Source organism: Variovorax sp. 3319, from assembly GCF_031456585.1.
Classification (GTDB): Bacteria; Pseudomonadota; Gammaproteobacteria; order Burkholderiales; family Burkholderiaceae_C; genus Variovorax; species Variovorax paradoxus_P.
In genome coordinates, this window is sequence record NZ_JAVDUZ010000013.1 from 122272 (window position 1) to 145544 (window position 23273).

At 65.8% G+C, this 23273-nt stretch carries 20 protein-coding genes; 13 read left to right on the plus strand and 7 right to left on the minus strand.

Annotation, left to right across the window (positions count from 1 at the left end; translation table 11 throughout):
- The first annotated feature begins 65 nt into the window (after positions 1-65).
- Positions 66-2807: a winged helix-turn-helix domain-containing protein gene (locus J2X67_RS24030; protein WP_309957207.1), complete on the plus strand. Its 2742-nt coding sequence runs from the start codon at positions 66-68 to the stop codon at positions 2805-2807.
- On the opposite strand, the gene J2X67_RS24035 is transcribed toward J2X67_RS24030, so the two are convergent.
- The 7 genes from J2X67_RS24035 to J2X67_RS24065 all read right to left on the minus strand — a co-directional run bounded on the left by J2X67_RS24035 (position 2798) and on the right by J2X67_RS24065 (position 9257).
- A complete protein-coding gene (locus tag J2X67_RS24035) occupies positions 2798-5506 on the minus strand; it encodes a winged helix-turn-helix domain-containing protein (RefSeq protein ID WP_309957210.1) in 2709 nt (902 codons plus the stop codon). The genes J2X67_RS24030 and J2X67_RS24035 overlap by 10 nt on opposite strands.
- Entirely contained in the window at positions 5499-6119 is a 621-nt protein-coding gene (locus J2X67_RS24040) for a DNA-binding response regulator (RefSeq protein ID WP_309957212.1), read from the minus strand. Before J2X67_RS24040 ends, J2X67_RS24035 begins: the two co-directional genes overlap by 8 nt.
- Positions 6116-6751 (minus strand): response regulator transcription factor, encoded by a 636-nt coding sequence (locus J2X67_RS24045; protein ID WP_309957213.1) that lies wholly within the window; start codon positions 6749-6751, stop codon positions 6116-6118. The genes J2X67_RS24040 and J2X67_RS24045 overlap by 4 nt, the downstream gene beginning before the upstream one ends.
- 82 nt (positions 6752-6833) lie before the next feature.
- Entirely contained in the window at positions 6834-7082 is a 249-nt protein-coding gene (locus J2X67_RS24050) for a hypothetical protein (RefSeq protein WP_309957215.1), read from the minus strand.
- 36 nt (positions 7083-7118) lie between these two features.
- Positions 7119-7940 carry an alpha/beta hydrolase gene (locus tag J2X67_RS24055; protein WP_309957216.1) on the minus strand — a complete coding sequence of 274 codons (822 nt, stop codon included), beginning with the start codon at positions 7938-7940 and terminating at the stop codon, positions 7119-7121.
- Positions 7937-8323, minus strand: coding sequence for a hypothetical protein (locus J2X67_RS24060; RefSeq protein WP_309957218.1), 387 nt, complete (start codon positions 8321-8323; stop codon positions 7937-7939). Before J2X67_RS24060 ends, J2X67_RS24055 begins: the two co-directional genes overlap by 4 nt.
- Positions 8324-8483: 160 nt before the next feature.
- Positions 8484-9257 (minus strand): HAMP domain-containing sensor histidine kinase, encoded by a 774-nt coding sequence (locus J2X67_RS24065; RefSeq protein WP_309957219.1) that lies wholly within the window; start codon positions 9255-9257, stop codon positions 8484-8486.
- A gap of 454 nt (positions 9258-9711) precedes the next feature.
- On the opposite strand from J2X67_RS24065, the gene J2X67_RS24070 reads away from it, so the two are divergent.
- The 12 genes from J2X67_RS24070 to wrbA all read left to right on the plus strand — a co-directional run bounded on the left by J2X67_RS24070 (position 9712) and on the right by wrbA (position 23270).
- Complete coding sequence (locus J2X67_RS24070; RefSeq protein WP_309957221.1) at positions 9712-12588, plus strand: winged helix-turn-helix domain-containing protein; 2877 nt, start codon at positions 9712-9714, stop codon at positions 12586-12588.
- A gap of 162 nt (positions 12589-12750) precedes the next feature.
- The gene (locus J2X67_RS24075) at positions 12751-13794 is read left to right on the plus strand and encodes a LysR family transcriptional regulator (protein WP_309957223.1); all 1044 of its coding nucleotides are present in this window, start codon (positions 12751-12753) and stop codon (positions 13792-13794) included.
- Between the two features lie 117 nt (positions 13795-13911).
- Positions 13912-14880: an alpha/beta hydrolase gene (locus tag J2X67_RS24080; RefSeq protein ID WP_309957225.1), complete on the plus strand. Its 969-nt coding sequence runs from the start codon at positions 13912-13914 to the stop codon at positions 14878-14880.
- Positions 14881-14916: 36 nt separating this feature from the next.
- Entirely contained in the window at positions 14917-15780 is an 864-nt protein-coding gene (locus tag J2X67_RS24085; protein ID WP_309957227.1) for a hypothetical protein, read from the plus strand.
- Positions 15781-15802: 22 nt separating this feature from the next.
- Positions 15803-16504: a dienelactone hydrolase family protein gene (locus tag J2X67_RS24090; protein ID WP_309957229.1), complete on the plus strand. Its 702-nt coding sequence runs from the start codon at positions 15803-15805 to the stop codon at positions 16502-16504.
- A gap of 152 nt (positions 16505-16656) precedes the next feature.
- Positions 16657-17280, plus strand: a complete 624-nt coding sequence (locus tag J2X67_RS24095) for a glutathione S-transferase family protein (protein WP_309957231.1) — start codon at positions 16657-16659, stop codon at positions 17278-17280.
- Between the two features lie 251 nt (positions 17281-17531).
- Entirely contained in the window at positions 17532-18566 is a 1035-nt protein-coding gene (locus J2X67_RS24100) for a glutathione S-transferase family protein (RefSeq protein ID WP_309957233.1), read from the plus strand.
- A gap of 5 nt (positions 18567-18571) precedes the next feature.
- On the plus strand, positions 18572-19933 hold the full coding sequence (locus tag J2X67_RS24105; RefSeq protein WP_309957235.1) for an amidase: 1362 nt from the start codon (positions 18572-18574) through the stop codon (positions 19931-19933).
- 26 nt (positions 19934-19959) lie between these two features.
- Positions 19960-20865 carry a tryptophan 2,3-dioxygenase family protein gene (locus J2X67_RS24110; RefSeq protein WP_309957237.1) on the plus strand — a complete coding sequence of 302 codons (906 nt, stop codon included), beginning with the start codon at positions 19960-19962 and terminating at the stop codon, positions 20863-20865.
- 57 nt (positions 20866-20922) lie between these two features.
- Positions 20923-21603, plus strand: a complete 681-nt coding sequence (locus tag J2X67_RS24115; protein WP_309957373.1) for a nitroreductase — start codon at positions 20923-20925, stop codon at positions 21601-21603.
- 34 nt (positions 21604-21637) lie between these two features.
- A complete protein-coding gene (locus tag J2X67_RS24120; protein ID WP_309957238.1) occupies positions 21638-22588 on the plus strand; it encodes a ring-cleaving dioxygenase in 951 nt (316 codons plus the stop codon).
- Positions 22589-22640: 52 nt separating this feature from the next.
- On the plus strand, positions 22641-23270 hold the full coding sequence (wrbA, locus tag J2X67_RS24125; protein ID WP_309957240.1) for an NAD(P)H:quinone oxidoreductase: 630 nt from the start codon (positions 22641-22643) through the stop codon (positions 23268-23270).
- Positions 23271-23273 lie beyond the last annotated feature (3 nt).

Here is a 23273-nt window from a genome sequence, read left to right on the forward strand (position 1 = left end):
CAACAGCCTTGCGTGGCCCGCACCCAGCTCGCGGCCACGTGAGACGGCCGGTAGACAGGCTCATCATGCAAGCGCAGTCCGAGGAATCACCTGCCCCAGCGTCGGCGGAAGTCCGGTGGTACTTCGGCGATTTCGTTGCCTGGGAGGCGCAGCGCCGGTTCGAGCGGTTCGGCGAAACCGTGCGGCTGGGGCCGCGCTCTTTCGATCTGCTGCTGCAACTGGTCAAGCGGGCCGGTGAATTCGTGAGCAAGAACGACCTGCTCGCAGCGGTTTGGGCTGGCGTCGTGGTTGAAGAGGCCAGCGTGCGCGTCCACATGTCGACGCTTCGCAAGGCACTGGGTGAGCCGGGCGAGAGCGACGAATGCAAGGAGTGGATCTCCAACGTTCCGTTGCGCGGCTACCGCTTCAACGGACGTGTCCGCCGCGAGTCGACCGGCATCCCTGCCAGGCCCTTGACACTGACACCGCTGCCGGACGCCGGCTTCACCCCGTTGCCTGTTCGGATGACAGAACTCGTCGGTCGCACCGCCGATGTAGCCAGCGTTCTCGAATCGCTCGAAAGCCACCGGCTGGTCACGATCGTAGGCACCGGTGGCATGGGCAAGACCCGTCTCGCGATCCACGCCGCCGAGAGCCATCATCAGGCGCACGGCACGGAAATCGCCTTTGTCGATCTGTCTTCGCTGATCTCCCAGGCTCACGTGCTCGGCACCCTGGCACGCGCCGTGGGGGTGCCGGCCGACATGCCCGACACGGTAGGGGCCATCACGCAACGCCTGATGGGGCGCGCCATGCTCTTGTTGATCGACAACTGCGAGCACGTGATCGATTCCCTGGCGCCACCGATCACCGGCTTGCTTTCAGTGCTGCCCGACCTGCGCATTCTGGCAACCAGCCGCGAGGCGCTGCGCGTGGCCGGCGAGTTTGTCTTCCGGTTGCCGGCGCTTGCCATCCCGCAGGCGGAGCAGCTCTCGCTCACGCAGGCGTTGCACTGGCCATCCGTGGAGTTGCTCGTCGAGCGGGCCAAGGCGGCAGGTGCGGGTGCGTTCGACGAATCGCATGGCGCCCTGCTGGCCCAGATCACCAGGCAGGTCGACGGCATCCCCTTGGCGATCGAACTGGTGGCCGCGCGCCTGGGCGTGCAGCCGGTCGTCGATCTGGCGCGCAGGCTGGACGACCACATGCGCCTCTACGCCTTCAGCCGCGCCGCGCTCGCACGGCACCGAACACTGGCCGCGGCGCTCGATTGGAGCATCGCGCTGCTGAGCGATACGGAGCTGCGGCTCTTTCGCTGGTTGTCGGTGTTTCGGGGGCGCTTCGATGTGGAATCCGCCTTGGGCGTGAGCGCGGGCAACATGGACAACGACGTAGCATTCGACGCGCTGATCTCGCTGGTCAACAAGTCGCTCGTCTTCTTCGACAGCAACGACGCTGTCGCGCCCTACCGGCTGCTGGACACAACGCGAAGCTATGCCGCTGCGCTTCTCGCACAAAGCGATGAACGCCTGGCATTGCTGCGGCGCCACGCAGTGCTCATGTGCGATCTCATGAAGGCAGCGGCAGCGGAACTCTCCGACCTGACCGAGCAGGCCTGGGCCGACCGTTACGCGCACCGCCTGGACGACGTGCGCTTTGCACTCGAAGTCTGCCTGACGCAACAGCCCGACGCGAAGATGGCCGCCTCGCTGCTGACGGCCTCGGCACCATTGTGGTTTCACCTGGCCCAGGTCGTCGAATACCGCGACCGGGTCTCCGCGGCGCTGGCGCTGGTCGACCGGCAACCCACGCGCGACACGGAAACGGCGACCTGGCTGAACACAGCGCTGGTCAGCGCCCTGCTCCACACCGGCAGGTCCACGCCCGAGTTGGGCGCCGCCGCGGACCAGGCCCTGGCAGGTGCGCTTGCCGTCAAGATTCCCGTGCTGGAACTGCAAGCCCGATGGGGGCGGTGCACGCACGACATGTTCCGGGGCGAGTATTCGGCGGCCTTGGATCAGGCGCAAACGCTGATGGCGGCCGCGCAATCCTGGTCCGACCCTGCCGCGCTCAATCTCGCTCACCGCGTGATGGCAATGGCCAATCACTTTTGCGGCCACTTCGATGTGGCGAGGGCGCACAGCGAAGCTTCAGTGCGCGTAGGCGGCGGCCTCGGCCATGCCCGGGCCAACATGGTGGGCGTCAACGCGATCGTCGCGGCCAAGGCCATGCTGAGCCGAACCCTCTGGGTGCAAGGTGAAACGGCCAGGGCACTGGAAGAGGCCAGCGATGCCGTGGGCCGAGCGCAAGCGGCCGGAAAATCGGTCTCGCTGTGCTCCGCGCTGTATGGCGCCTGCCCGGTCGCGCTGTGGGCCGGCGAGCTCGAGCTTGCCGCCCGATGGATCCACTTGATGACCGACGAAGCACAGCGCAAGGGACTCGTGGGCTGGCTCCGCTATGCGGAGTGGTTCTCCCAGGGCCTGCAATTGAGCATCGCGCCGGACCGGGACCGTTACGTCCGTGAAGTCGCGGGCCAGCTCTCGACCTATGACGCACCCCACAGGGAGATGCTCGCAACCTTTTGCACCGACTGGGTAGATGACGAGATGATCGAGCGGGTCTCGCGCGGAGACAGTCCGTGGGTCGCAGCCGAGGTCTGGCGCGCCGCCGGCTGGCGCGCAGAGCAAAACGCTGCAGCCGACGAGGCAGACGCCTTCTACCTCCGGGCAATCGAGATCGCCAGGCAGCAGGGGGCCGTTGCCTGGGAAAAGCGCGCAGTGCAGTCACTGGCACTGGGCCGCCACGCGGGCGCGCAGCCGGTTCATCGCTGAATCGCGTTGGCGCGCAATCCTTCCAGCGCACCCGCTGCACGCAGTTCCCAGGCAGTTGCGCCTTGCGAGCGCGCAAGGGCACGGGCCTGCATATAAAGCGTCTCGGCTTCCGCGTCGTCGCCCCGCAGCTCCTTGCGCCTCCCGGAAGCACGGCAAACCTCGGCGGCACTCCACTGCCCTTCGCCTCGCATCGCGCGGGCGAGCAGATCATCGTCCACCCACCGGTCGCAGAACGTGGCCATCATTTCCCTGCGTGGCTCATCCATGGCCAGGATCTTTGCCGAGAGGGCATCGATGTGCGCGCCGACGTCGTCCACCTCGCCTAGCTTCATGGCGTAGTCGTAGCAAACGGCCCATTCGTGCCAGTAGGCAAAGCCCTTGGACCGCGTCTGCTGCAGCATCGTGTCGACCCAGGCGCGGGCTGTCCTCCGTTCCCCGGCCCAGATGGCCATGGGACAGATCCAGAAAAGGGCAACGCAAAGGGACAACGCGTGCCCCAGCGCCTCGGCCTCCTCCATGCACTGGATGGCGGTGGCCATTGCAAGACGGCTCTCGCCCTGTATCCACAGCGTCCTGGCAAGAATGGCCATTGCGGTGGTTCGCGCGTCGGGCTGAAACGCGTTGGCATGATTGCGTCGCGTGGCCTCATCCACGTCCGCCGCCGCTTCGGCGTGCGCCCTGGCCTCGGTGAAAGCGCCGCAGAAGTGGCTGGCGAGCGCCAGCATCCGGTGCGACAGGTTGCGCGTTACGGCGCTGGTCGAGTGGCTCGCAAATTCGCTCAGGATCTCGGCATGCCGCAACGCCGACGTGTACGCGCCGCGCGTGATGTTCAGCGCGCAAAGGCCCCATCGAGCCTGGAATTCGAGCGTCTTCACCTTGAATTCCAGTGCGCAGGCCAATGCCCGCTCGCACGCCACTGTCATCTCCGGCACCGTGCCGCCCGTGTGCCACAACGCGTTGTAGAGAGCGATCTCCAGCCGTCCGGCCGTCAGGCGGTCGGGTACCTTCAGCGCGTCGATATGGTCCAGCGCCGCGCGAACGCGATCCCGGTATTCGCTGACTTCAGACAAGCGGAACCACAGCGGCGCCGATGCGACAGTGAGCGCGCCCGCGATGGTCATGTCCTCGTGGTGGTCGATACTGGCATCCAATGCCGCGCGAACGTCGTCCAGGTAGCCACGGTAGCGGTGCGTCCAGGCCTCGGCATCGAGCAAGGCCTGGTCCGCGGTGGCAATGCCCATGAGGTCCAGCATGAAAAGGGCATGGCTCTTCGAAACCGCGTCTCTCTCGCCTGCCTGCACGAGCAGGGCATGCGCATAGCTGCGGGTGGTATCGAGCAGGCGGTATGGCGATTCCGCGGCCCGAGCGGTGTCGTACACGACGAGCGACTTCCTGGCCAGATTGAGCAATGCGTCGGAGGCCACGTCCGGGTCCAGCGCGCTGGCTGCCACGCTGAGTGCCGCCTCGATGCCGAAGTAAGCGCGAAACACCGACAGCCTGCGAAACAGCAGCAACTCGGCGTCGTCCAGCAGCCCGATGCTCCAGTCCAGCGTCGCAGCCAGCGTGCGGTGTCTCGGCAACGCAACCCGCTCGGCGGTGGAATGGAGGCGCATGTGATCGTCCAGCCTGAAGGCCAGCTCGATCGCGGGTTGTGTCTCCAGGCGCGCCGCGACCAGCTCGATCGCAAGCGGGATCCCGTCCACCTGCTGGCAGATCCTGGTGAGTGGGCCGCTGCTCGCGTCGTCGAATGCGCTGGCGCCTGCGGCCTGGGCTCTCTCGACGAGCAGTTGCACCGCCGGCGAGCGCAACGCGTACGCCAGGGAGCCGGGCTGGGCCTGCTGAACCGCCAGGGGCGCCAGGCGAAAGACATGCTCGCCGCCCACGCGCAGCACCTCGCGGCTGGTTGCAAGGACCTGCAGGCTGGGCAACGCAGCAAGCAATCTGCCCAGGAGCGGCGAAAGCCTCTCGATCACATGCTCGCAGTTGTCGACGAGCAGCAGCATCGCCTGGCCCTCGAGGCGCTGGACGATGGCTTCTTCGAAGTCCGTTACGCCGCTTCGCACGCCGACGGCGCGCGCCATCGTCGTCAGCACGTGGTCTTGCGAGGTCAGGGGCGCGAGATCGATGAAGCAGACTTGTTGTGCGTGCGGCCGTGCGCAGTATCGCGCCGCGACGCAGATGGCCACGCTGGTCTTTCCCACGCCGCCAGGCCCCGCGACCGTGACCAGCCGGCTCTCCGCAAGCATGCCGAGCAGGCGCTCGACTTCCACCTCGCGCCCCACGAGACTGGAGAAGCGGGCGGGCAAGCCGGCGGGAGCATCCCGCCGCGACGCAGGCGCCGCTTGCGCCGCGACAGCGACTGACACGGATTCGCAGTGCACCCGCCCCAGAAAGCGATAGCCTCGCAGCGGTATGTTGGCGATCCATTCCAGGCATCCGTCCTGCGCTCGGGGCGGACCCAGGGCCTTGCGCAGAATCGACATATGGACCCGGACGCCCGCCTCCTCGACCGCCGTGTCCGGCCAGACCGCGGCGAGCAGTTCGTCCTTGCTGATCACTTCGCCAGCGCGGCCCACGAGCGCGACCAGCAGGCCGAGCGCACGCGAGCCGAGCCGTATCGGCTGCCCGTCGCGCTCCAGCCTGGGCCCGGCCTCCCACAGCGCGAACGCGCCGAAGCGCCACCGGCGAATCTCAGACACGGACGAGCCCTCGCTGCTTCGCCGTGACGGCTATTTGCGCCCTGGAGCCGACATGCAGCTTCTCGCATATGCTGGAGACGTGTGCCTTGACGGTGCTGGCGGAAATGTCCAGCTTGCGCGCGATTCCCTTGTTGCGATCGCCTTTCACCAGGAAGCGCAGCACGTCTTCCTCCCGGGGGGTAAAGCCTGCACGCTGCGTTCCGTGCCTGAAAAGCGCCTTGGCGCGCTTGCAGAGATAGAGAGAGCCTCCTTGCGCCACGTAGCGGATGGCGTCCATCAGTTCGGCCGGATTCGCGTCCTGGCACACATAGCCGCGCGCCCCACTGGAGATCGCCTGCATAAGTTCCCCCTCCTTGGCCCGCTTGGTTAGAACGATCACGCGCGGCACATGAAAGCCGCGTGCACCGCCCGGCTGGTCCAAAGCCGACGCCGAAGCGAGCAGGCTCAGCGCGCAGGCGTGGTCAGCCACCACCACATCCACGATGGCCTCATCGGGCCCGTCCTCAGGCTGCACGTGGAAGCCCGCTTCCCGGCCGATGAGCGAGACGAGACCGGCCATGGCGAGCCGATCGCCATGGCACACACGCACATGCAGATCGAGGGAACCGGTCATGGCGATGCTTCCTGAAGCAGGCCGCGGCGAAACGCTTCGCCGATCGCGGCAACCCGCGTCGGCTTCCGGAGCTTGCGCAGAATCGCTTTCACATGGGCCTTGACAGTGCCTTCGCCGATGTCGAGGCGCCGCCCGATGTCCTTGTTGGCCAAGCCCTCCGCCATGAGCTGGAGCACTTCGAATTCACGAGCGGTTGGCGCGGTAGACGAGAGGTTGTCCAGCAACTGGTCGGCCACCGGACAAGACAGGTACCTGCGGCCGTCTGCAACGCAACGCACCGCATCCGCAAGCTCCTCGGCCGAGCAATCGTGCAGAAGGTAGCCGCGCACGCCCGCGTCCACGGCACGCCGTATCTGCCACCCGGTGCTCCGGTCCGTGACCACGAGGAAATATCTCGATGCGCAGCCGCCCTGGCCGGGCGGGACATTCGTTGCCTTGTGAATGCCCGTTGCGTAGTCTGTGACGAGTACGTCGACGGTTTCGTCGCCGGCATCGATGTCTGCGTCGGTAAAACCGGATTGAACGACGAAGTCGGCGCGGGAGCGCAGCAGCGATGCGATGCCGGCGGCCACGTACGGGTCGCGGTGTGCGACCGCCACATGAATCTGCCTGGCCTGGGTCGGCGCGGTCATGGGCTCAAGTCCTTCTGGAAGTCATGGGTGAAAGTCTGCTCAATTGGCAAAACCGTTGCCAGTTAAGCTGTGTCAAGCCTTGTTAAGGGGCGGGGTGCGCCAGGTACTGCGCCATGGCTCCCTCGAGAGCGGGTGCCGCCGGCGTCATCGCGCCCCTGCCCCCCCCGACCGCGCCGCAGAGCACAACAATGGCGTTCCTGGGCACTGGCTGCTGAGACTCCGAAGCGGCAATCACTGCGCCGGCCCCCACTGAGGCCGTCACGGTCACGGCGCAGGCAACGTTCTTGATCCACTCCAGCCAGACGTGGCGTGGAGGCAGCGAGATCTTCATGGGGTGCGAGGCGTCGGACGCGAGAGGCGTCAAACTTCAGGGCTTTGCCGCCGCGACCGCGTCGGCGGCCTCCACGATCATCCGGGCCACCAATTTCGGCCGCGAGATCATGACCACGTGCGAGGCGCCCTTTACCGCGACCGTCTTCATCGACTTCGCACGCTCGGCCATGAATGCCAGCGCGGCAGGCGGGATGTTCTTGTCGCGGTCGCCGTAGATGAACCACGAAGGAACGTTCTTCCACGCGGCGGCAGGCGCCGGCTCGCCCAATGCGGCCTCAGTGATGGGGCGCTGCGACACGGCCATCAGGTGGGCAAGCGCCGGTGCAACATCTTCGGCAAATTGCTTGGCGAACTTGTCCTGCTGGATGTAAAGATCCTTGGCGCCGTCCGGAAGAAGCACCGGTGCGGCCAGCGTAGGGCCGAGCGTGCTGCCTGGAAACTTGCCCGACAGATCGGCCGCCGATTCGCCCACTTCAGGGGCGAACGCCGCAACGAAGACCAGCGCCTGGACGTTGGGCTTTCCAGCCGCCGCGGCGGAAATTACCGAGCCACCGTACGAATGCCCGACCAGCACGACCGGCCCCGGAATCGAATTCACGATGGCGGCCACATAGTCGGCGTCGGACTTCACGCCGCGCAGCGGATTGGCGGCCGCGACAACGGGAAAGCTGCGCGCACGAAGGTCGCGCGCCACGTCGTTCCAGCTGGCCGACTCGGCGAATGCGCCGTGAACGAGCACCACGGTAGGCTTTGCCGGCGGCTCACCCGAAGTGGCCGCGCTTGCAGGCGCCGAAAGGTGCAGCGCCACGATGCCGAGGGCGGTGAATGCGCGTACGCGACGATGGAGATTTTTCATGCTGATTTCCTTTGATGAATAAATGGTTTGACTTGAATATTTCGCATCCCATGCGGGATGCATCGCGCAAGGTTGCTCGCGCACCCCTGCGTCAACGTGCTGCCAAGCGGTGCTTTGCCTTCGGCGCAGATGTCCTGCAAGCGCGGCGTCGCACCGGTGGCCACAGCGGCAAAACGCAGCTCCGCGTTCGCGGCTTCACCGCCTGCAATCGCACCTGCCGCCGCAATCGCCAGCAGCGAGACGGTCATGTATCCCGCGCTCCACACGCGGTCCATCGCACCCCGCGGCGCGGCATCGGCGGCCGCTTGCAAGGCCTGCTCGCGTGCCTTGAGCGTGCGGCGTGGTGCGCCTGATTGCGCGGGGGAATGAATGCGCTGCGTCATGGTGAATCCTCCAGGGCGCCATGGCCCCGCCACAGGACGGCTGGGCTCCGGTTCGCGAACATCGCGGCACGGTTCAAATGCTAGGTTTCGCATCTCGGTTGCGGTAGCCATGCAGGAGGTACTGCCGTGTTGCCTGCCCGGCATCAATGCCGGCGCGCCCTCAGGCGCGTCGATGAAGAGGAAGCCACACGTTGAACTCGGCGCCGCGACCCGGTCCGGCGGAGGTCGCCTTTACGAAACCGCCGTGGGCAACCGCAAGACCGTGAACGAGCGCAAGGCCGATGCCCAGACCGCCGCGCGAACCGCCCTCCCCGGTGCCGGCCTGGCTGAACAACCCGAAAACATGCGGCAGAAATTCGTGCGCAATGCCGCAGCCGCTGTCCGCCACCGCAAGCCGGGCGAAGCCGTCCTCCGAGGAAAGGCGCACCTGAACCTCCGCGCCGGCGGGCGAGAACTTGATCGCGTTGTCCAGCAGGTTGCCGACGACCTGCTCAAGCCGCACCCGGTCGGCATGGCAGATCAACGGATCGGCCGCCTGCATCTGCGCACAGATGCGCCCCGAAGGCCAGCGCGCAGCGAACGCGGCGACAAGGCCTAGCGCGAGCGCGCCGAAGTCGATCTCTGCGCGGTGCAGCGCCAGCTTGCCGGTTCGTACGCGCGAGAAATCGAGCAGGTCGTCTATAAGCCGCTTCTGGCTCTCGATGGCGCGCTGCATCGCCTCGGCTATGCCTTGCAGTTGCAAGGGCGCTGCGGATGCGGGCAACCCCTGGAGCAGGCTGATGTTCATCTGAATGATGTTCAGCGGCTGCCTGAGTTCGTGCGAGATGACGGCCAGCGCCCGGTCTCGGGTCGCGCAGCGCAAGTTCGTTGCAGCGCGAAAGTCGCGCGGGGTCTGAAGGGCGGCTTGCGCGACCCCGGTGTGATAAAGCTCCACGAGGAATCTGTGCTTCTTGATGCGGCCACCCCGGATTCATCGCGACAGGGGGGCCGGTGATGAACGAAGTTGTTCTTTGGCTCTCGCGACGCAACCGATCGTAGGCAGCTGCATTCCCCGCCAGAAGTCCGCTGCGGCGGCGCACCGTGTTGCCGGCCAAACACCAATCGCCGAGGGCCGCCTGCGAAGCATCGTTCGCAATCTCCGGACTCTTCGTTCACACGAGCCGGGTTCCTGAATGGGCCCGCATCGCGTCCAATAGCCCGACATCGACAGCAGTGGCCGCCGCGCATGCAAGGCGCAGATCGCGATCCCTGTCACAAAACCCCAGCCCTGGCCGTCTTGCATCTCAAAGGGGCGAGTTCCCCCCGAACGGCGGGCATTTCTTTTTCCGCATCGTGCAACCCGATTGGTTGCGGCCTTCATTTTTTTACTGGACCGTCAAGTGGGTGACATGTACGACATCGCGGCTCGCTTTGCGCCACCGCATGCGCATGTCGGCGTCTCACAGGGATCGGGTGAGGTCCGCTGGCGATTCGGCGCATTCATCCTTTGGGAGGCCCAGCGCCGGCTCGAACGGCTCGGGCAGAGCGTGCGCCTGGGCTCCCGCTCGTTCGAGCTGCTGTTGCACCTGCTCAGGCGCGTGGGCGAAGTCGTCGGCAAGGACGAGCTGCTCGCCACGGTCTGGGCCGGCGTGGTGGTCGAGGAGTCCAGTGTCCGGGTCCACATCTCAGCGCTGCGCAAGGCCCTGGGCGAGCCGCAAGACGGGGACAACTGCAAGGAATGGATTTCGAACATCCCCCTGCGCGGCTACCGGTTCAATGGAACGGTTTTCCGCGAGCAGGTCGACATGCCGAGCGAAGACCGGCCTCTCGCGATGGCCCTGCCTGCGCCCTCTTTCGCCAGGCTGCCGGAGCGCCTGACCCGGCTCGTCGGCCGCGATGCCGATATGGAGCGCGTGATGGCGGCCCTCGCCACGCGCCGGCTGGTCACCATCGTCGGCACCGGCGGCATCGGGAAAACGCGTGCAGCCATCCGCGCGGCCGAATGCCATGCAGAACGCACGGCCATGCAGCTGGCCTTTGTCGACCTTTCGCCTCTGGTCTCGCAGGCCCATGTGGCGAGCACGGTCGCGCGGTCGCTCGGCGCACCGGCGGACACTGCCGACACGACGCGGGCCATCCTCCAGCGGCTGGCGGACCGCGATGTACTCCTGCTGATCGACAACTGCGAGCACATGCTGAACGCGCTGGCGCTGCTCGTCACCGATCTGCTCGCCGCCCTGCCCGGTTTGCGCATCCTGGCAACCAGCCGGGAGCCTATTCGAATCGAGGGCGAACACGTCGAGCGGTTGTCGCCGCTCCCGGTGCCCCGCGCGGATTGCGCCGACTTGGCCGAAGCCATGGCGTCGCCCGCGGTCGAACTCCTGGTCGAGCGTGCAAAGGCCGTGGGTGCTCGCGCGTTCGAAGACTCCGACGGCCCCTTGCTCGCAGCGATCACCCGGCAGGTGGACGGCATCCCGCTGGCCATCGAACTGGTGGCCGCACGCCTGGGTGTGCAGCCGATCGGTGATCTTGCGTTCCGGCTGAATGACCACATGCGGCTTTACTCCACAGGCAGCCGTGCCGTTCTGCCTCGGCACAGCACGCTCGCGGCAGCGCTGGACTGGAGCATCGCGCTGCTGGACGAGGCGGAACTGCGGCTCTTTCGCCGGCTCTCGGTCTTTCGCGGACGTTTCGATGTCGAGTCGGCGCTGAGCGTCACCCAGGCGGACATGGACCCCGAAGCGGCGTTCGACGCATTGATCTCGCTCGCGAACAAGTCGCTCGTGTCGTTCGACAACAGCGATGCCATCGCGCCCTACCGGCTGCTCGAAACGACGCGAAGCTACGCCGCCGCGCGCTTGGCACAAACCGATGAAGGCCCGGTGCTGCGGAAACGCCATGCGCATTTCATGCGCGAGGTGATGAGCACCGCGGCATCGGATTCAGGCGAACTCACCGTGCAGGCATGGAACGCGCGCTACGCGCACCGGTTGGACGACGTGCGCAGCGCGCTGGACGCCTGCCTGGCCCAGCAGGACGACTGGGAAACCGGCGCGGCGCTCACCATCGCCTCGGCGCCCTTGTGGTTTCACGTCTCGCAGGTCGAGGAGTACCGAGACCGGGTCATCGCCGTGCTCGCCTGTCTCGCGCAACCGCCGGGCACAGGTACAGATACAGAGACAGAGGCGTGGCTGCAAATCGCACTGGGCAACGCGCTGTGGCACACCCGGGGACCGGTACCCGAAATGGGCGCCGCCTACGACCGGGCGCTTGCTGTTGCCATTTCGGCCGGGTCGGTCGTGCTGGAGCTTCAGGCCCGCTGGGGCATATGCGTTCTGCATGCAATTCGCGGCGAATACGCGGCCGCGCTGCACCACTCGCAAGTGCTGTTCGAGTTTGCGCAATCGACGGCGGACCCCGCCGCGCTCAACCTGGCCTATCGAATGACCGCCCTGGCGAGCCACTTCTGCGGCGATTTTGCCGCGGCGAGTGCTGGCGCCCAAGCGGCAATACTTGTCGGCGGCAGCGTGCGCCAGACGCCCGTCAACTTGTTCCAGGTCGATGCCGGCGTCGCGTCGAACGCCTTGCTGGCCCGAACGCTGTGGCTCCAGGGCGACGCGGCGAAGGCGATGGCAACCGCCACCCGTGCGGTGGCTCTTGCCGAGGCAGGGGGCAATGCGTTGTCGCTGTGCTTCGCACTCTTCGGCGCATGCCCCGTCGCCCTATGGTCTGGCGAGCTCGAACTGGCACGCAAATGGGTTCGCATGCTGCTGGACGAGGCGCAGCGCCGAGGTCTGGTGTATTGGCATCAGTGGGCGCACTGCTACGCGCTCGGGATGCAGGCGCGCACCGCGGACGACCCGGAGCGCCATATCCGCGAGGTCGCAAAGCGGCTCGACGATTTCGACGCGCCACGCAAGGAAATGCTCGCGACCTTCTGCGCCGACTGGGTCGATGACGAGACGATCGCGCGGGCCGGCGCCGGACACGGCCAATGGAGCGCGGCGGAGACCTGGCGCGCTGCGGGCTGGCGTTGCGAGCAGCGCGGCCTCTACGATGAAGCCGAGGCGTTCTACAGGCGGGCCATCGGCACCGCCAGGCAGCAAGGCGCGCTGGGCTGGGAGTTTCGTGCGGCGGTCAGCACTGCCAGCCTGTGGGCCCGCCTGGGCAAGGCGAAGGACGCCGTCGAACTGCTGGACGATATCTGCGGCCGCGCGACCCCTCGCGGCGAGCATCCCGGCTTTGCGCAAGCCCGCGCGCTACGCAACGAACTCTCCCGGACCTGAAGGATTCGGCGCTGCATCACGCGCACCGTGCAGCGCCGGGGCGGGTCATAACAAACCTTGACAGGGCTTAACTGGCCTCGGCATGGCTTTGCGCGCAGAGTGGCCGCTTCGCTTTCATGGGGGATTTAGGACGCCTGATCCCTCGAACCGAGAAGCCGACTCATGACAACCTCCGCCCTTCCTTCGCCCTCTTCCACCCCCCTTGCGCCACGCGCGGACCCGCTGGCCTCCAGCTTTGCCACCAGTTATGCGGGGGTGGTCGCCTTCATTGCCGTCGTTGCGGAAGGCAGCTTCGCCCGGGCCGCCGATCGCCTGGGCATTGGCCGCTCCGCCGTGAGCCGCAGCGTCCAGAAGCTGGAAGACCAGCTGAACGTCCGGCTTTTCCTGCGCACTACGCGGAGCACCACGCTCACACGCGAAGGCGACCTCTTCTATGCCAACTGCCATACCGGGGTCGACCGGATCGTCCAGGCCGTGGAAGAAATGCGCGACCTGCGCCAGGGCCCACCGCGCGGGCATCTGCGCATCAGTGCGGCCGTCGGATTCGGCCGCCGGGTCGTCGCGCCCCTGCTCGGGGAATTTCGCGCCACTTACCCGGACGTCACCATCGACCTGCTGCTGAACGACAAGCCGACCGATTTCACCTCGGACCGTGTGGACATCGCGTTCCGCAATGGCCGCATGGAAGACGCGCAGATCATCGCCAAGCAGATCATCCCCATGCAGCTGCTGCTGTGCGCCTCCCCCGCCTACCAGGAAGCCCACGGGCTGCCCGCCACGGTGGAAGCGCTGGCCCGGCATGAGTGCATCAACTTCCGCTTTTCATCCGGCCGCATCTTCGAGTGGGAGTTCAAGGTCGCAGGTCAGCCACGCAAGCTCGTGCCACAGGCCAAGCTCACCTACAACGACGCGGACCTGGTACTGCAGGCCGTGCTCGACGGCCATGGCATCGCCCAGTTGCCGGGCTACATGGTCTGCGAGTCCCTGAGAACAGGTGCGCTGGTCCCATGCCTGACCCAGTACGCACCCGACGACAGCGGGCACTACATCTGCTACCTGAGCCGGCAGCACCTGCCATCGCGCATGCGGGTGTTCATCGACTTCATGACGCTGAAAATCCGGGCCGCCGACCTGGACTGCCTCTCCAATCTCGGCTCGAAGCTGCAGGCCGGCACCGGCATTGGTGCCGGCGCGACAACAGCGTGAGTCCTTGCGCGGGCCTACCCCCACGCCCTGGCCGAACCTAGCATCTCAACCGTTCCACGGCCTCTTTTGCAGCACTCGCGCGCCGTGGCCCGCCGCCTTAATTCAACCGCAAAAACCATGAACACCACACAGAACCCTTCGCGCCGACACCTGATTGCGACCGGCGCCGCCGTTGCCACCGGAATCCTCGCGTTCGGCATGCAAGAAGCTGCCGGCGCAGCAACCCGCAACCGTTCGACGGCATCGCGGAGCCCCTCCCTGACAAGCAGCACCGTCACCACCCCGGACGGCACGCAGATCTACTACAAGGACTGGGGCGACGGCCCCGTGGTCACCTTCTCCCACGGCTGGCCGCTCAACGCCGACGCATGGGACGGACAGATGCTCTTCCTGGCGCGCAACGGCTTTCGCGTCATTGCGCACGACCGGCGCGGACATGGCCGCTCGAGCCAGTCTTCGTCGGGCAACGACATGAACGGCTACGCCGATGACCTCGCGGTTCTCTTCGAGGCGCTCGACCTGAAGAAGGCCACGATGGTCGGCCACTCCACCGGCGGCGGCGAGGTGGCGCGCTACATCGGACGCCACGGCAGCAAGCGGGTGGCCAAGGCTGTGCTCATAGGCGCGGTGCCGCCGGTCATGCTGAAGTCCGCAGCAAATCCTGACGGCTTGCCGATCGAGGTATTCGACGGCCTTCGCGCCGGGGTTGCCGGCGACCGTTCGCAGTTCTACAAGGAGTTCGCCGTCCCGTTCTTCGGCGCCAACCGACCGGGCGCGAAAGTCTCGCAGGGCATCCTGGACCAGTTCTGGCTCTGGAGCATGCAATGCGGCCAGAAGAACTCCTACGAGTGCATCAAGGCCTTCTCGGAAACCGATTTCACCGAAGACCTGAAGAAAATCGATGTGCCCACGTTGATCATGCACGGCGAGGACGACCAGATCGTTCCCATCCACGATTCGGCGAAAAAATCCGTGCAGCTCGTCAAGGGCGCCAAGGCAATCTACTACCCCGGCGCACCGCACGGGCTCACCGCCACGATGCAAGACAAGATCAATGCGGACCTGCTCGCATTCCTGAAAAGCTGAACCGCCGACAGGACCGACCGACCGCGACCTTGCACCATGCTGAATCTATTGCTGCAAACCACAATCGAAGGAGACCCGGACGACTGGAACATTTCGCGCTTCAGTCAGCTCGGTTCGTTTCTCTCGCAGCTGCAGGACGACGAGGGTCGGCCTGCCTTCCGCGTCACGGCGCGCAACCGCGCGCCGCGCTCGAACCCCGACCCCGTGCTGTCGACGCTGGACGAATCGCACTTCGACCAGCTCTGGCTCTTTGCCGTGGACACCGGCGATGGCCTCACACCGGAGGATTGCGCCAGCATCAGCCGGTTCCGGCATCGCGGCGGCGGCCTCATGGTCACGCGCGACCACATGGACCTGGGCAGCTCGATCTGCAACCTGAGCGGCATCGGCGCCGCGCACAACTTCCACAGCCGCAACTGCGAGCCCGATGCAGGGCGCCAGTGCGTGGACAACCCGTTCTCGGGTCACATCTCGTGGCCCAACTACCACTCGGGCGCCAACGGCGACTACCAGCGCATCCGCTCGGTCGGCAGCATCCACCCGGTGATGCGCGACAGGCGCTCGGCAACCGGCGTCATCCAGTACCTGCCCGCGCATCCGCATGAAGGCACGGTCAGCGTACCCCCCGGAGATTCGAACTGCCGCGTCGTCATGGAAGGACAGAGCTCGATCTCCGGCAGGCGCTACAACATCGCGGTTGCGTTCGAGCGCTCCGAACAGGGCGGCAGGGCCATTGCGCAGTCGACCTTTCATCACTTCGCGGACTACAACTGGGATCCCTCGGCGGGCTGCCCCTCGTTCGTGACCGAGCCAGCCGGGGACGGAATCGTCCGATTTTCGGAGGCACTTCGCTCGACCAAACAGTATGTTCGCAACATTGCCTTCTGGCTCAACGCCTGAGCAGGCCCTCAAAGGAAAATCAATGCACGACCCACTGCAAATCACGACCTCCGACGGAACCTTTCCCGCATACGTGGCCCGTCCGCACAAGCTCCCCGCGCCGGCCGTCGTCGTCGTGCATGAAGTCTTCGGCGTCAACGCCGACATGCGCCAGTCGTGCGATGAACTCGCTGCGCAGGGCTACCTGGCCGTTTGTCCCGACCTGTTCTGGCGGATCGCCCCCGGCCTCGAACTCTCCGACCGGACCGAGGCGGAACGCGCGCGCGCTTTGACGCTGTACAACGCCTTCGACATCGATGCGGGTGTGAACGATATTGCCGCCGCCGTGCACGCCGCCCGCGGCATGCCGGGTGCCACGGGCAGGGTCGGCGTCGTCGGCTATTGCCTCGGTGGCCTGCTGGCCTTCCTCACCGCCGCTCGTACAGGCGCCGACGCGGTGGTTGCCTACTACCCAGGCAACGCGGACAAGTACGCCGAGGAAGCGAGCCGCATTGCAAGCCCGGTCATCGTTCATCTCGCGGAAAAAGACGAATACATCCCGCTCGAAGCGCAGCGGACAATTTCGTCCGCCCTGGCGAACCATCCGCAGGTGCAGGCCTACAGCTATCCCGGTTGCGGCCACGCCTTTGCACGCCACGGCGGCATGAGCTACGACGCCAAAGCAGCCGTGCTGGCCAACGGCAGGACCGACGACTTCCTGGCACGACATCTGCAAGGCGGTTAACAAGGCGGTTAAGGAACCGGCGAGCCGTCGACAGCAACTGCTTTCTACGGAGAAAATCGGCGGACGGTCCGGGACGGCATCGCTGCGTCTGCGAGTCTGCAGAGACGGAGCCGGCGTTCCGGTCCCGCGGGCATCACTTGATGGAGTCAACCATGCTGCGTCTCTATGACAGTCGTCTATCGGGCAACTCATGGAAGATCCGCATCCTCCTGAGCCAGTTGGGATTGGCCTACGAACGCATCACGCTGGACCTGCAGAAAGGCGAGACCCGCGAAGCTGCATTTCTCCAGATCAGCCGATTCGCGCGCGTGCCGGTTCTCGTGCTTGAAGACGGTCGCCCGATTGTCGAGTCTGGCGCAATCCTGCTGCACTTGACTCAGGGCACGCCCTACCTGCCCGACGACCCGTACCTCCGGGCCGAAGTCATGGGCTGGCTTTTCTTCGAGCAGGCCGATCTCCAGAAAGCCATCGCCATCCCGCGCGTGCTGCACCTGCGCGGCCTTGCACAGGCAAAGAAGCAAGACATCGAACGGCTCCATGCCGAGGGGTACCCGAGCCTCGACAAGCTGGAGCAATGGCTGCTCTCGCGCACATGGCTGGTAGGCGAGCACTACACCATCGCCGATCTCGCAGTCTCTGCCTATGTTGCGTTGGCCGCGCAAGGCGGCTACGACATGGCGCGCTTCGCCGGTATCCGCAATTGGCTGGCGCGCGTGCAAGGGCAGCGCGGCTGGGTGCGCCTGATTCCTGAAGACGGCCCCGCGGCCGAGGCCTGACCCGAACCTGCATCGAGCTTGGAGTGTGACGACCGTGGCAGCGGCCGTGGCGTGGCCGTGGCCGCGGCGCCCGCGCTCGTTATGCATCGATCGTTCGAAATTTCGGGATCGTGCGTACAAGCTCCGACTCCTTCTCAACCCCCGGTGGGCTCCCTACGATTTGCCTGCGTTCATCCTCAACCGGATCGGACGCAAACCCGCTCATTGATTGTTGGTTGGTGTGCCTGCCGTGCAGGCAGATGAGGAATGTGATGACCAGTCGTGCCTCCCTGATCGAAATGACCGCCGCCGCGCGCTCCTCCATTGCGGACCCTGCCCGCATCGCCATCGTGGGCGGACGGGAGGAACCCAGGTTCGAACTCTTCCATGCGGCGAGCTCGCTGTGCTCGCAAAAGGTGCGCACGGTGCTGCACGAGAAAGCGTTTTCGTATCGCTCCAACGAGATGCTGATCCTGAGCACCATGGGGAGCGAAGGGTTGATTCCGGCCGAACATTACAGCCCCGCGTACATCCGCCTGCGCCTGATCGCCGCGCGCGAGTTGAACCGGGAATTCGTCAGCGGCTACAGCGGACGGACCTCGGTCGAGACGGAAGGCTTCGACCCTTGCGTCGTGCCACTGCTGGTCGACCACGAAGTCGGCCGCGTGATTGCCGACTCCAAGCGCATCTGCCTCTACCTCGATGGCCTGTCGCGCGAGCCGGTCCAGCTTGTTCCCGATGCGCCCGATGCGCGCGCCGAGGTGATGCGCCAGGTCGACATCGTCGACAGGATCCCCAATGGCGCCCTGCTCTACGGCTTTCATCCGGATGCAGACCTGCGGCCCGAAGCGCTCAAGGCAGCGATGCAGACCGTCTATGACTACAAGGTCATGGCGCTCGAGCGCCTGGTGGCCGACAACGCGGGGGAGCCCGAGCTGGTGGCAGCCTGCCGCGCCAAGATCGTGAAGGAAAGCCGCGGCAAGAACGTGTGCCGCGATGCGGATTTCCAGCGTGCTGCGCGCCAGAAGACCGGGAAACTGCTGAACGAGCTGGAGCGCGACCTGGCCGCGGGTTCGTTCGCCTGCACGAACGGACACGCCTTCTCGCTCGCGGATGCGCTCTGGGGCGTGAACCTCGTGCGCCTGAACTATCTCGGGCTGGCGTCGATGTGGGACGCGCTGCCCCGCGTCTCACGCTATTTCGACGTGCTGGCGAGGCGTCCTTCCTTGTGCAAGGAAGCCATCCAGGCGTCGCTCGATTCGATGCCGCACTCCCGCTACATGGACGCCGTGGCGAACTGCCCTTGAACGCCGTGCACCATCCAGCCAACGCGGTTCCTCGCGCACCCGGTCTTCGCCTCGCGCGCGAAGCCCTTGCCGAGGGGCGCATCACGGCCTCCGGCCTGATCGGGCAGGCGCTCGACGCGGCAGAAGCCGGCAAGCGAGAGTTGCACGCGTTTTCCACCATCGATCGGAATGGTGCGCTCAGCGCCGCGGCGGAAAGCGAAAGGCGCTATGCGCAGGGCCGGCAACGCCCACTGGAGGGGCTGGCCATCGGCGTCAAGGACCTGATCGACACCCGAGGCATCGAGACCAGCTACGGTTCGGCCGCCTACCTGGGGCATCTTCCGGCCGTCGATGCCGACATCGTGAGTGCATTGATCGAGCAAGGCGCCATTCCTGTCGGCAAGACGGCCACGCACGAATTCGCGTGGGGCGTGACCACGGGCAGCGCCACCTTCGGCGACGCGCTGAACCCGCTGGACCGCACGCGCATTCCCGGCGGCTCCAGCGGCGGGGCCGCCGCGGCCATAGCCTGCGGCGCCGTGGCGGCCGGCCTCGGCACAGACACGGGCGGATCGGTGCGGATACCGGCCGCGCTGTGCGGAGTCGTCGGATTCAAGCCGACCTTCGGCGCATTGCCCACGCGCGGCATCTTTCCGCTGGCGCCGACGCTGGACCATCCCGGCTTTCTTGGCGCAACGGTGGATGACGTTGCGATGCTCGCGGGCGCCTTTCGCATCGAGGTGCCGCAAGGCAGTGCGCTTCCGCGCGCGCGCCTGGGCGTCATCCGCGAGATTGCGCCCGTACCGTTGGACGCGGACGTCGCAGCCGCGTTCGACGCCGCCGTCGCCGCACTCGCAGCAGCCTTTGCCTGCACGGCGCTCGATGAGCCAGGGCTGTTCAATGGCGTCTTCGAGGCCTTTGCGCACATCGTCCTCACCGAAGGCGGCGTCGAGCACTTCCGGCGCAACGACGCCGATCACATCGCGGCCCACTACGGCAAAGAGACCATCGAGAGGCTGGAGCGCGCCAAGACAATCACATTGGGCGACTATGCACGCGCACAGCAATCGCGGCGCGACTTCACTGCGCGGCTGCATCGCGCGATCTCGGCTGTCGACTATCTCGTGCTGCCGACCTGCCCCTGTACCGCGCCGCGGCTGGGCCAGCCATCGATCGACATCGGCCATTGGTCGGGCACGGTGCGCGAGGCGCTGATGACCTACACGGCGCCTTTCAACGTCGCGGGATTCCCCGCCATCTCGATTCCCCTCGCCGTCCGCGACGGCGGGTTGCCCGTCGGGTTGCAGATCGTGGCGAAGCCGGGCTGCGACGGCGCACTGCTGCAGGTCGCACAGCAGATTGAAAACCTGCTGCACGCCGTCGCATAGACATTCCCCACCACCAGGAGCACACCATGAGCGACACCCCAACCCTCGGCACCATCGAACGTCCTCCGAGCGGGCAGACACCCTACAGCGCGTGGATCCAGACCGACACGCTGCACTCGCTGCAGCGTACCGTCAGCGACCATCCGGGCGAGCACGCCTGGATCGTTCACGTGCAGGTCTCGGAGCTTTACTGGATGCTCATCATCAAGGAGATCCAGACAGCCCAGGCATTCCTGCGCGCCGACAACCTGCCGCAGGCCTGGCGAACGCTGCAGCGAGTCGTTGCGCACCATGCGCCACTGGATGCCATCTGGCGTTCGATCGACTGGATGACGCCGAACGACCTGCTCGCGATACTTTCGCGTGCCGTCGCCACGCACGGCAAGGACACGGCGCTACAGGGGTGGACCTATCGGCACATGGTCTACCTGCTCGGCATCAAGCAGGCCGAACACTTGCAGCACTTCGAGCCGCAGCCCCATCGCCGGGAACAGCTCGGCAACGCGCTTGCCGAACCCAGCCTCTATGACGACGTGCTTGCCTTTCTCCGGCGCAGGGGGATGAACGTGCCGGCGGAGTTGCTCGCGCGCGATCTGAGCGCTCCCTACAACCCCAGCAAGGAAGTCGAGCAGGTCTGGCGCCAGATCTACGCCGACCCCGACGCGAGCATCGAACTTCAGCAGCTCGGCGAGACCCTGGCGGACATTGCCCAGGGCTTCTGCAACTGGAAATTCCGGCACCTGATGGCTACGCGGCGGACCTTCGGCGCGCGGCCCGCTTACTTCGGCACCGAGGGCGTCGCCTGGCTCGCACCGACGATGGAAGAGATTCCGTTTCCCGAACTCTGGTCGGCGCGCACCTTCATCGGAAACCCGCCACCCGTGTGCCCGCACATGGGCAGGCAGGCGGCCTCGCGAGATCCAGCCAACTAGAAAACCAAGCATAGAGAGACAACCTTGTCAGCCAACCTACTGATGGAGATTCTGGAAATGAATGCAACACCGGCCATCGACGATCTCATCCGCGAGCGGCGCAGCAAGCGCGGCTTTCTGGAGCGGCCTGTTCCGCTCGACACGGTGAAAGACATCTTGTCGACCGCGAGCCATGCCCCCAGTTCGAGCAACACACAGCCTTGGCGCTGCTACGTCGTGACCGGCGAAGCGCGCGACCGCGTCACCAAGGCAGCAGTTGCGGAGTTCCGAGCCAACCACGCGACGTTGGCACCGGAATACCCGTTCTTTCCCCAGCCGCTGCATGACCCTTACGCGAGCCGCTTCAACACCTTTCGCGGCCAGCTCGGCGATGCCCAGGGCGTGCATCGCAGCGACAAGACCGGGCGCCTGCGCGACGTGGAGCGGCAGTTCCTGTTCTTCGATGCGCCGGTCGGAATCATCTTCACGATGGACCGCCGCCTCGAATGGGCCAGCTTTCTCTGCTATGGCTGCTTTCTCCAGAACATCATGCTGGCCGCCAAGGCCCGAGGCCTGGACACCTGCCCCCAGCAGATCTGGTCGCTGCAACACCATGTGCTGCGCGCTGAGCTGGGCATTCCGCAAGACGAGATGGTGATTGCCGGCATGTCGATGGGCTGGGCCAACAACGGCTTGCCCGAGAACTGCATGACCCTGCAGAAAACGCCGGTCGAGCAATTCGCCTCTTTCACCCACTAGTCACCACCCAACGCATTCACACAAGGGCACTCACATGTCGATCATTAAGGGCTTTCATCACCTGACTGCTTGCGTCAGCGGCGCACAGGAAGACGTGGATTTCTACGTCAAGCTGCTCGGACAGAGCCTGGTCAAGAAAACGGTGCTGCTGGACGGCGAGGAGCCGGTCTACCACCTCTACTACGGCAACGCACAAGGCGACGCCGGCACGCTGGTCACCTCGTTCCCCTTCAGGCAGAAGGGCGTCAAGGGACGCCGCGGCTCCGGCCAGATCAAGGTCATCAACTACTCGGTGCCGGCGGGTTCGCTGGATTTCTGGCGCGAACGCTTCAGCGCCCGCGGCGTGGCCTTCGACGATGCCATCGTCGAGCGCTTCGGAGAGCAGCGCCAGCGCTTCCAGCACCCTTGCGGCATCGAGTTCGACCTGGTGGCCTCGGCCAACGACACGCGTGCGCCTTGCACCGCGTACGACATTCCGGCGCAGTTCGCGATTCGCGGCGTTCACAGCATCACATTGTCTTTGCGCGAGGTCGACGAATCGATCATCTTCATGAAAGAGGCGCTGGACTTTCACTACGCCGGCCAAGCCGGCCCTCACCACCGCTTCGAGACCGCCGACGGCAAGCCCGGAACCATCGTCGAATTCGTCCACGAGCCGGACCGCCTGCAGGGATCGTCGATCTACGGCGAAGGCACGATCCACCACGTCGCCTTCGCAGTGGACAACGTCGAGCAGCAAATGCAGATCAAGGAGAAGCTGATGTCGATGGGCCATATCGACACCTCCGAATCGGTCAACCGCAACTACTTTCGCTCGATGTATTTCAAGATGCCGGGCGGCGTGATGTTCGAGGCTGCGACCACAGACATCGGCTTTGCCATCGACGAAAAGCCCGGCCACTTCGGCGCCGAGTTCCAGTTGCCGCCGTGGCTTCGTGATCGCAAGGACGAACTCCTTGCTCGGCTGGAACCTATTGCCGTCTGAGAGCGCGCAAGGCATCCACTTTTTTTTCCTTATTTCCCAACACAGGTAACCCATGTCCAAACCCAAGGTCCTCATTGCTTTTTATTCCCGCAACAGCTCCACCGAGCTCCTGGCCAAGGCCGTCGCGCAAGGCGCCATGGCCGAAGGCGCAGAAGTCCGGCTCCGCCGCGCGCGGGAATTCGTCGCACCCGAAGTCATGCGCCAGGTGCCCGAGTGGTCCGAGCGGGCCAGCGAAATGAACGCCAAGTACGAGGCCCCCACCGAGGCGGACGCCGAATGGGCAGACGCGATCGTCTTCGGCACGCCGACCCGCTTCGGTTCCGTTTCCGCCGAACTCAAGGCCTACATCGATTCGCTCGGCGGCCTCTGGTTCCAGGGCAAGCTGAACGGCAAGGCCGGCTCGGTTTTCGGCTCGACCTCTTCCAGGCATGGCGGCAACGAGGCGACGCTGCTGTCGCTCTACGGCCCAATGGCTCACCTGGGCCTGATCATCGTGCCGCTGGGCTATGCCGATCCGGCGATGTTCGCGGCAGGTACGCCCTATGGCGCGACCCACGTCTCCAACCGGGACTCGGTAATGCCCGGTGCTGAAGACCTCGCCGTCGCAACCTACCAGGGCCGTCGCGTCGCCTCGGTGGCTCGGTCGCTGCGGGCGGCGCAGCCGGTGGCGGAAGCCGCCTGAGAC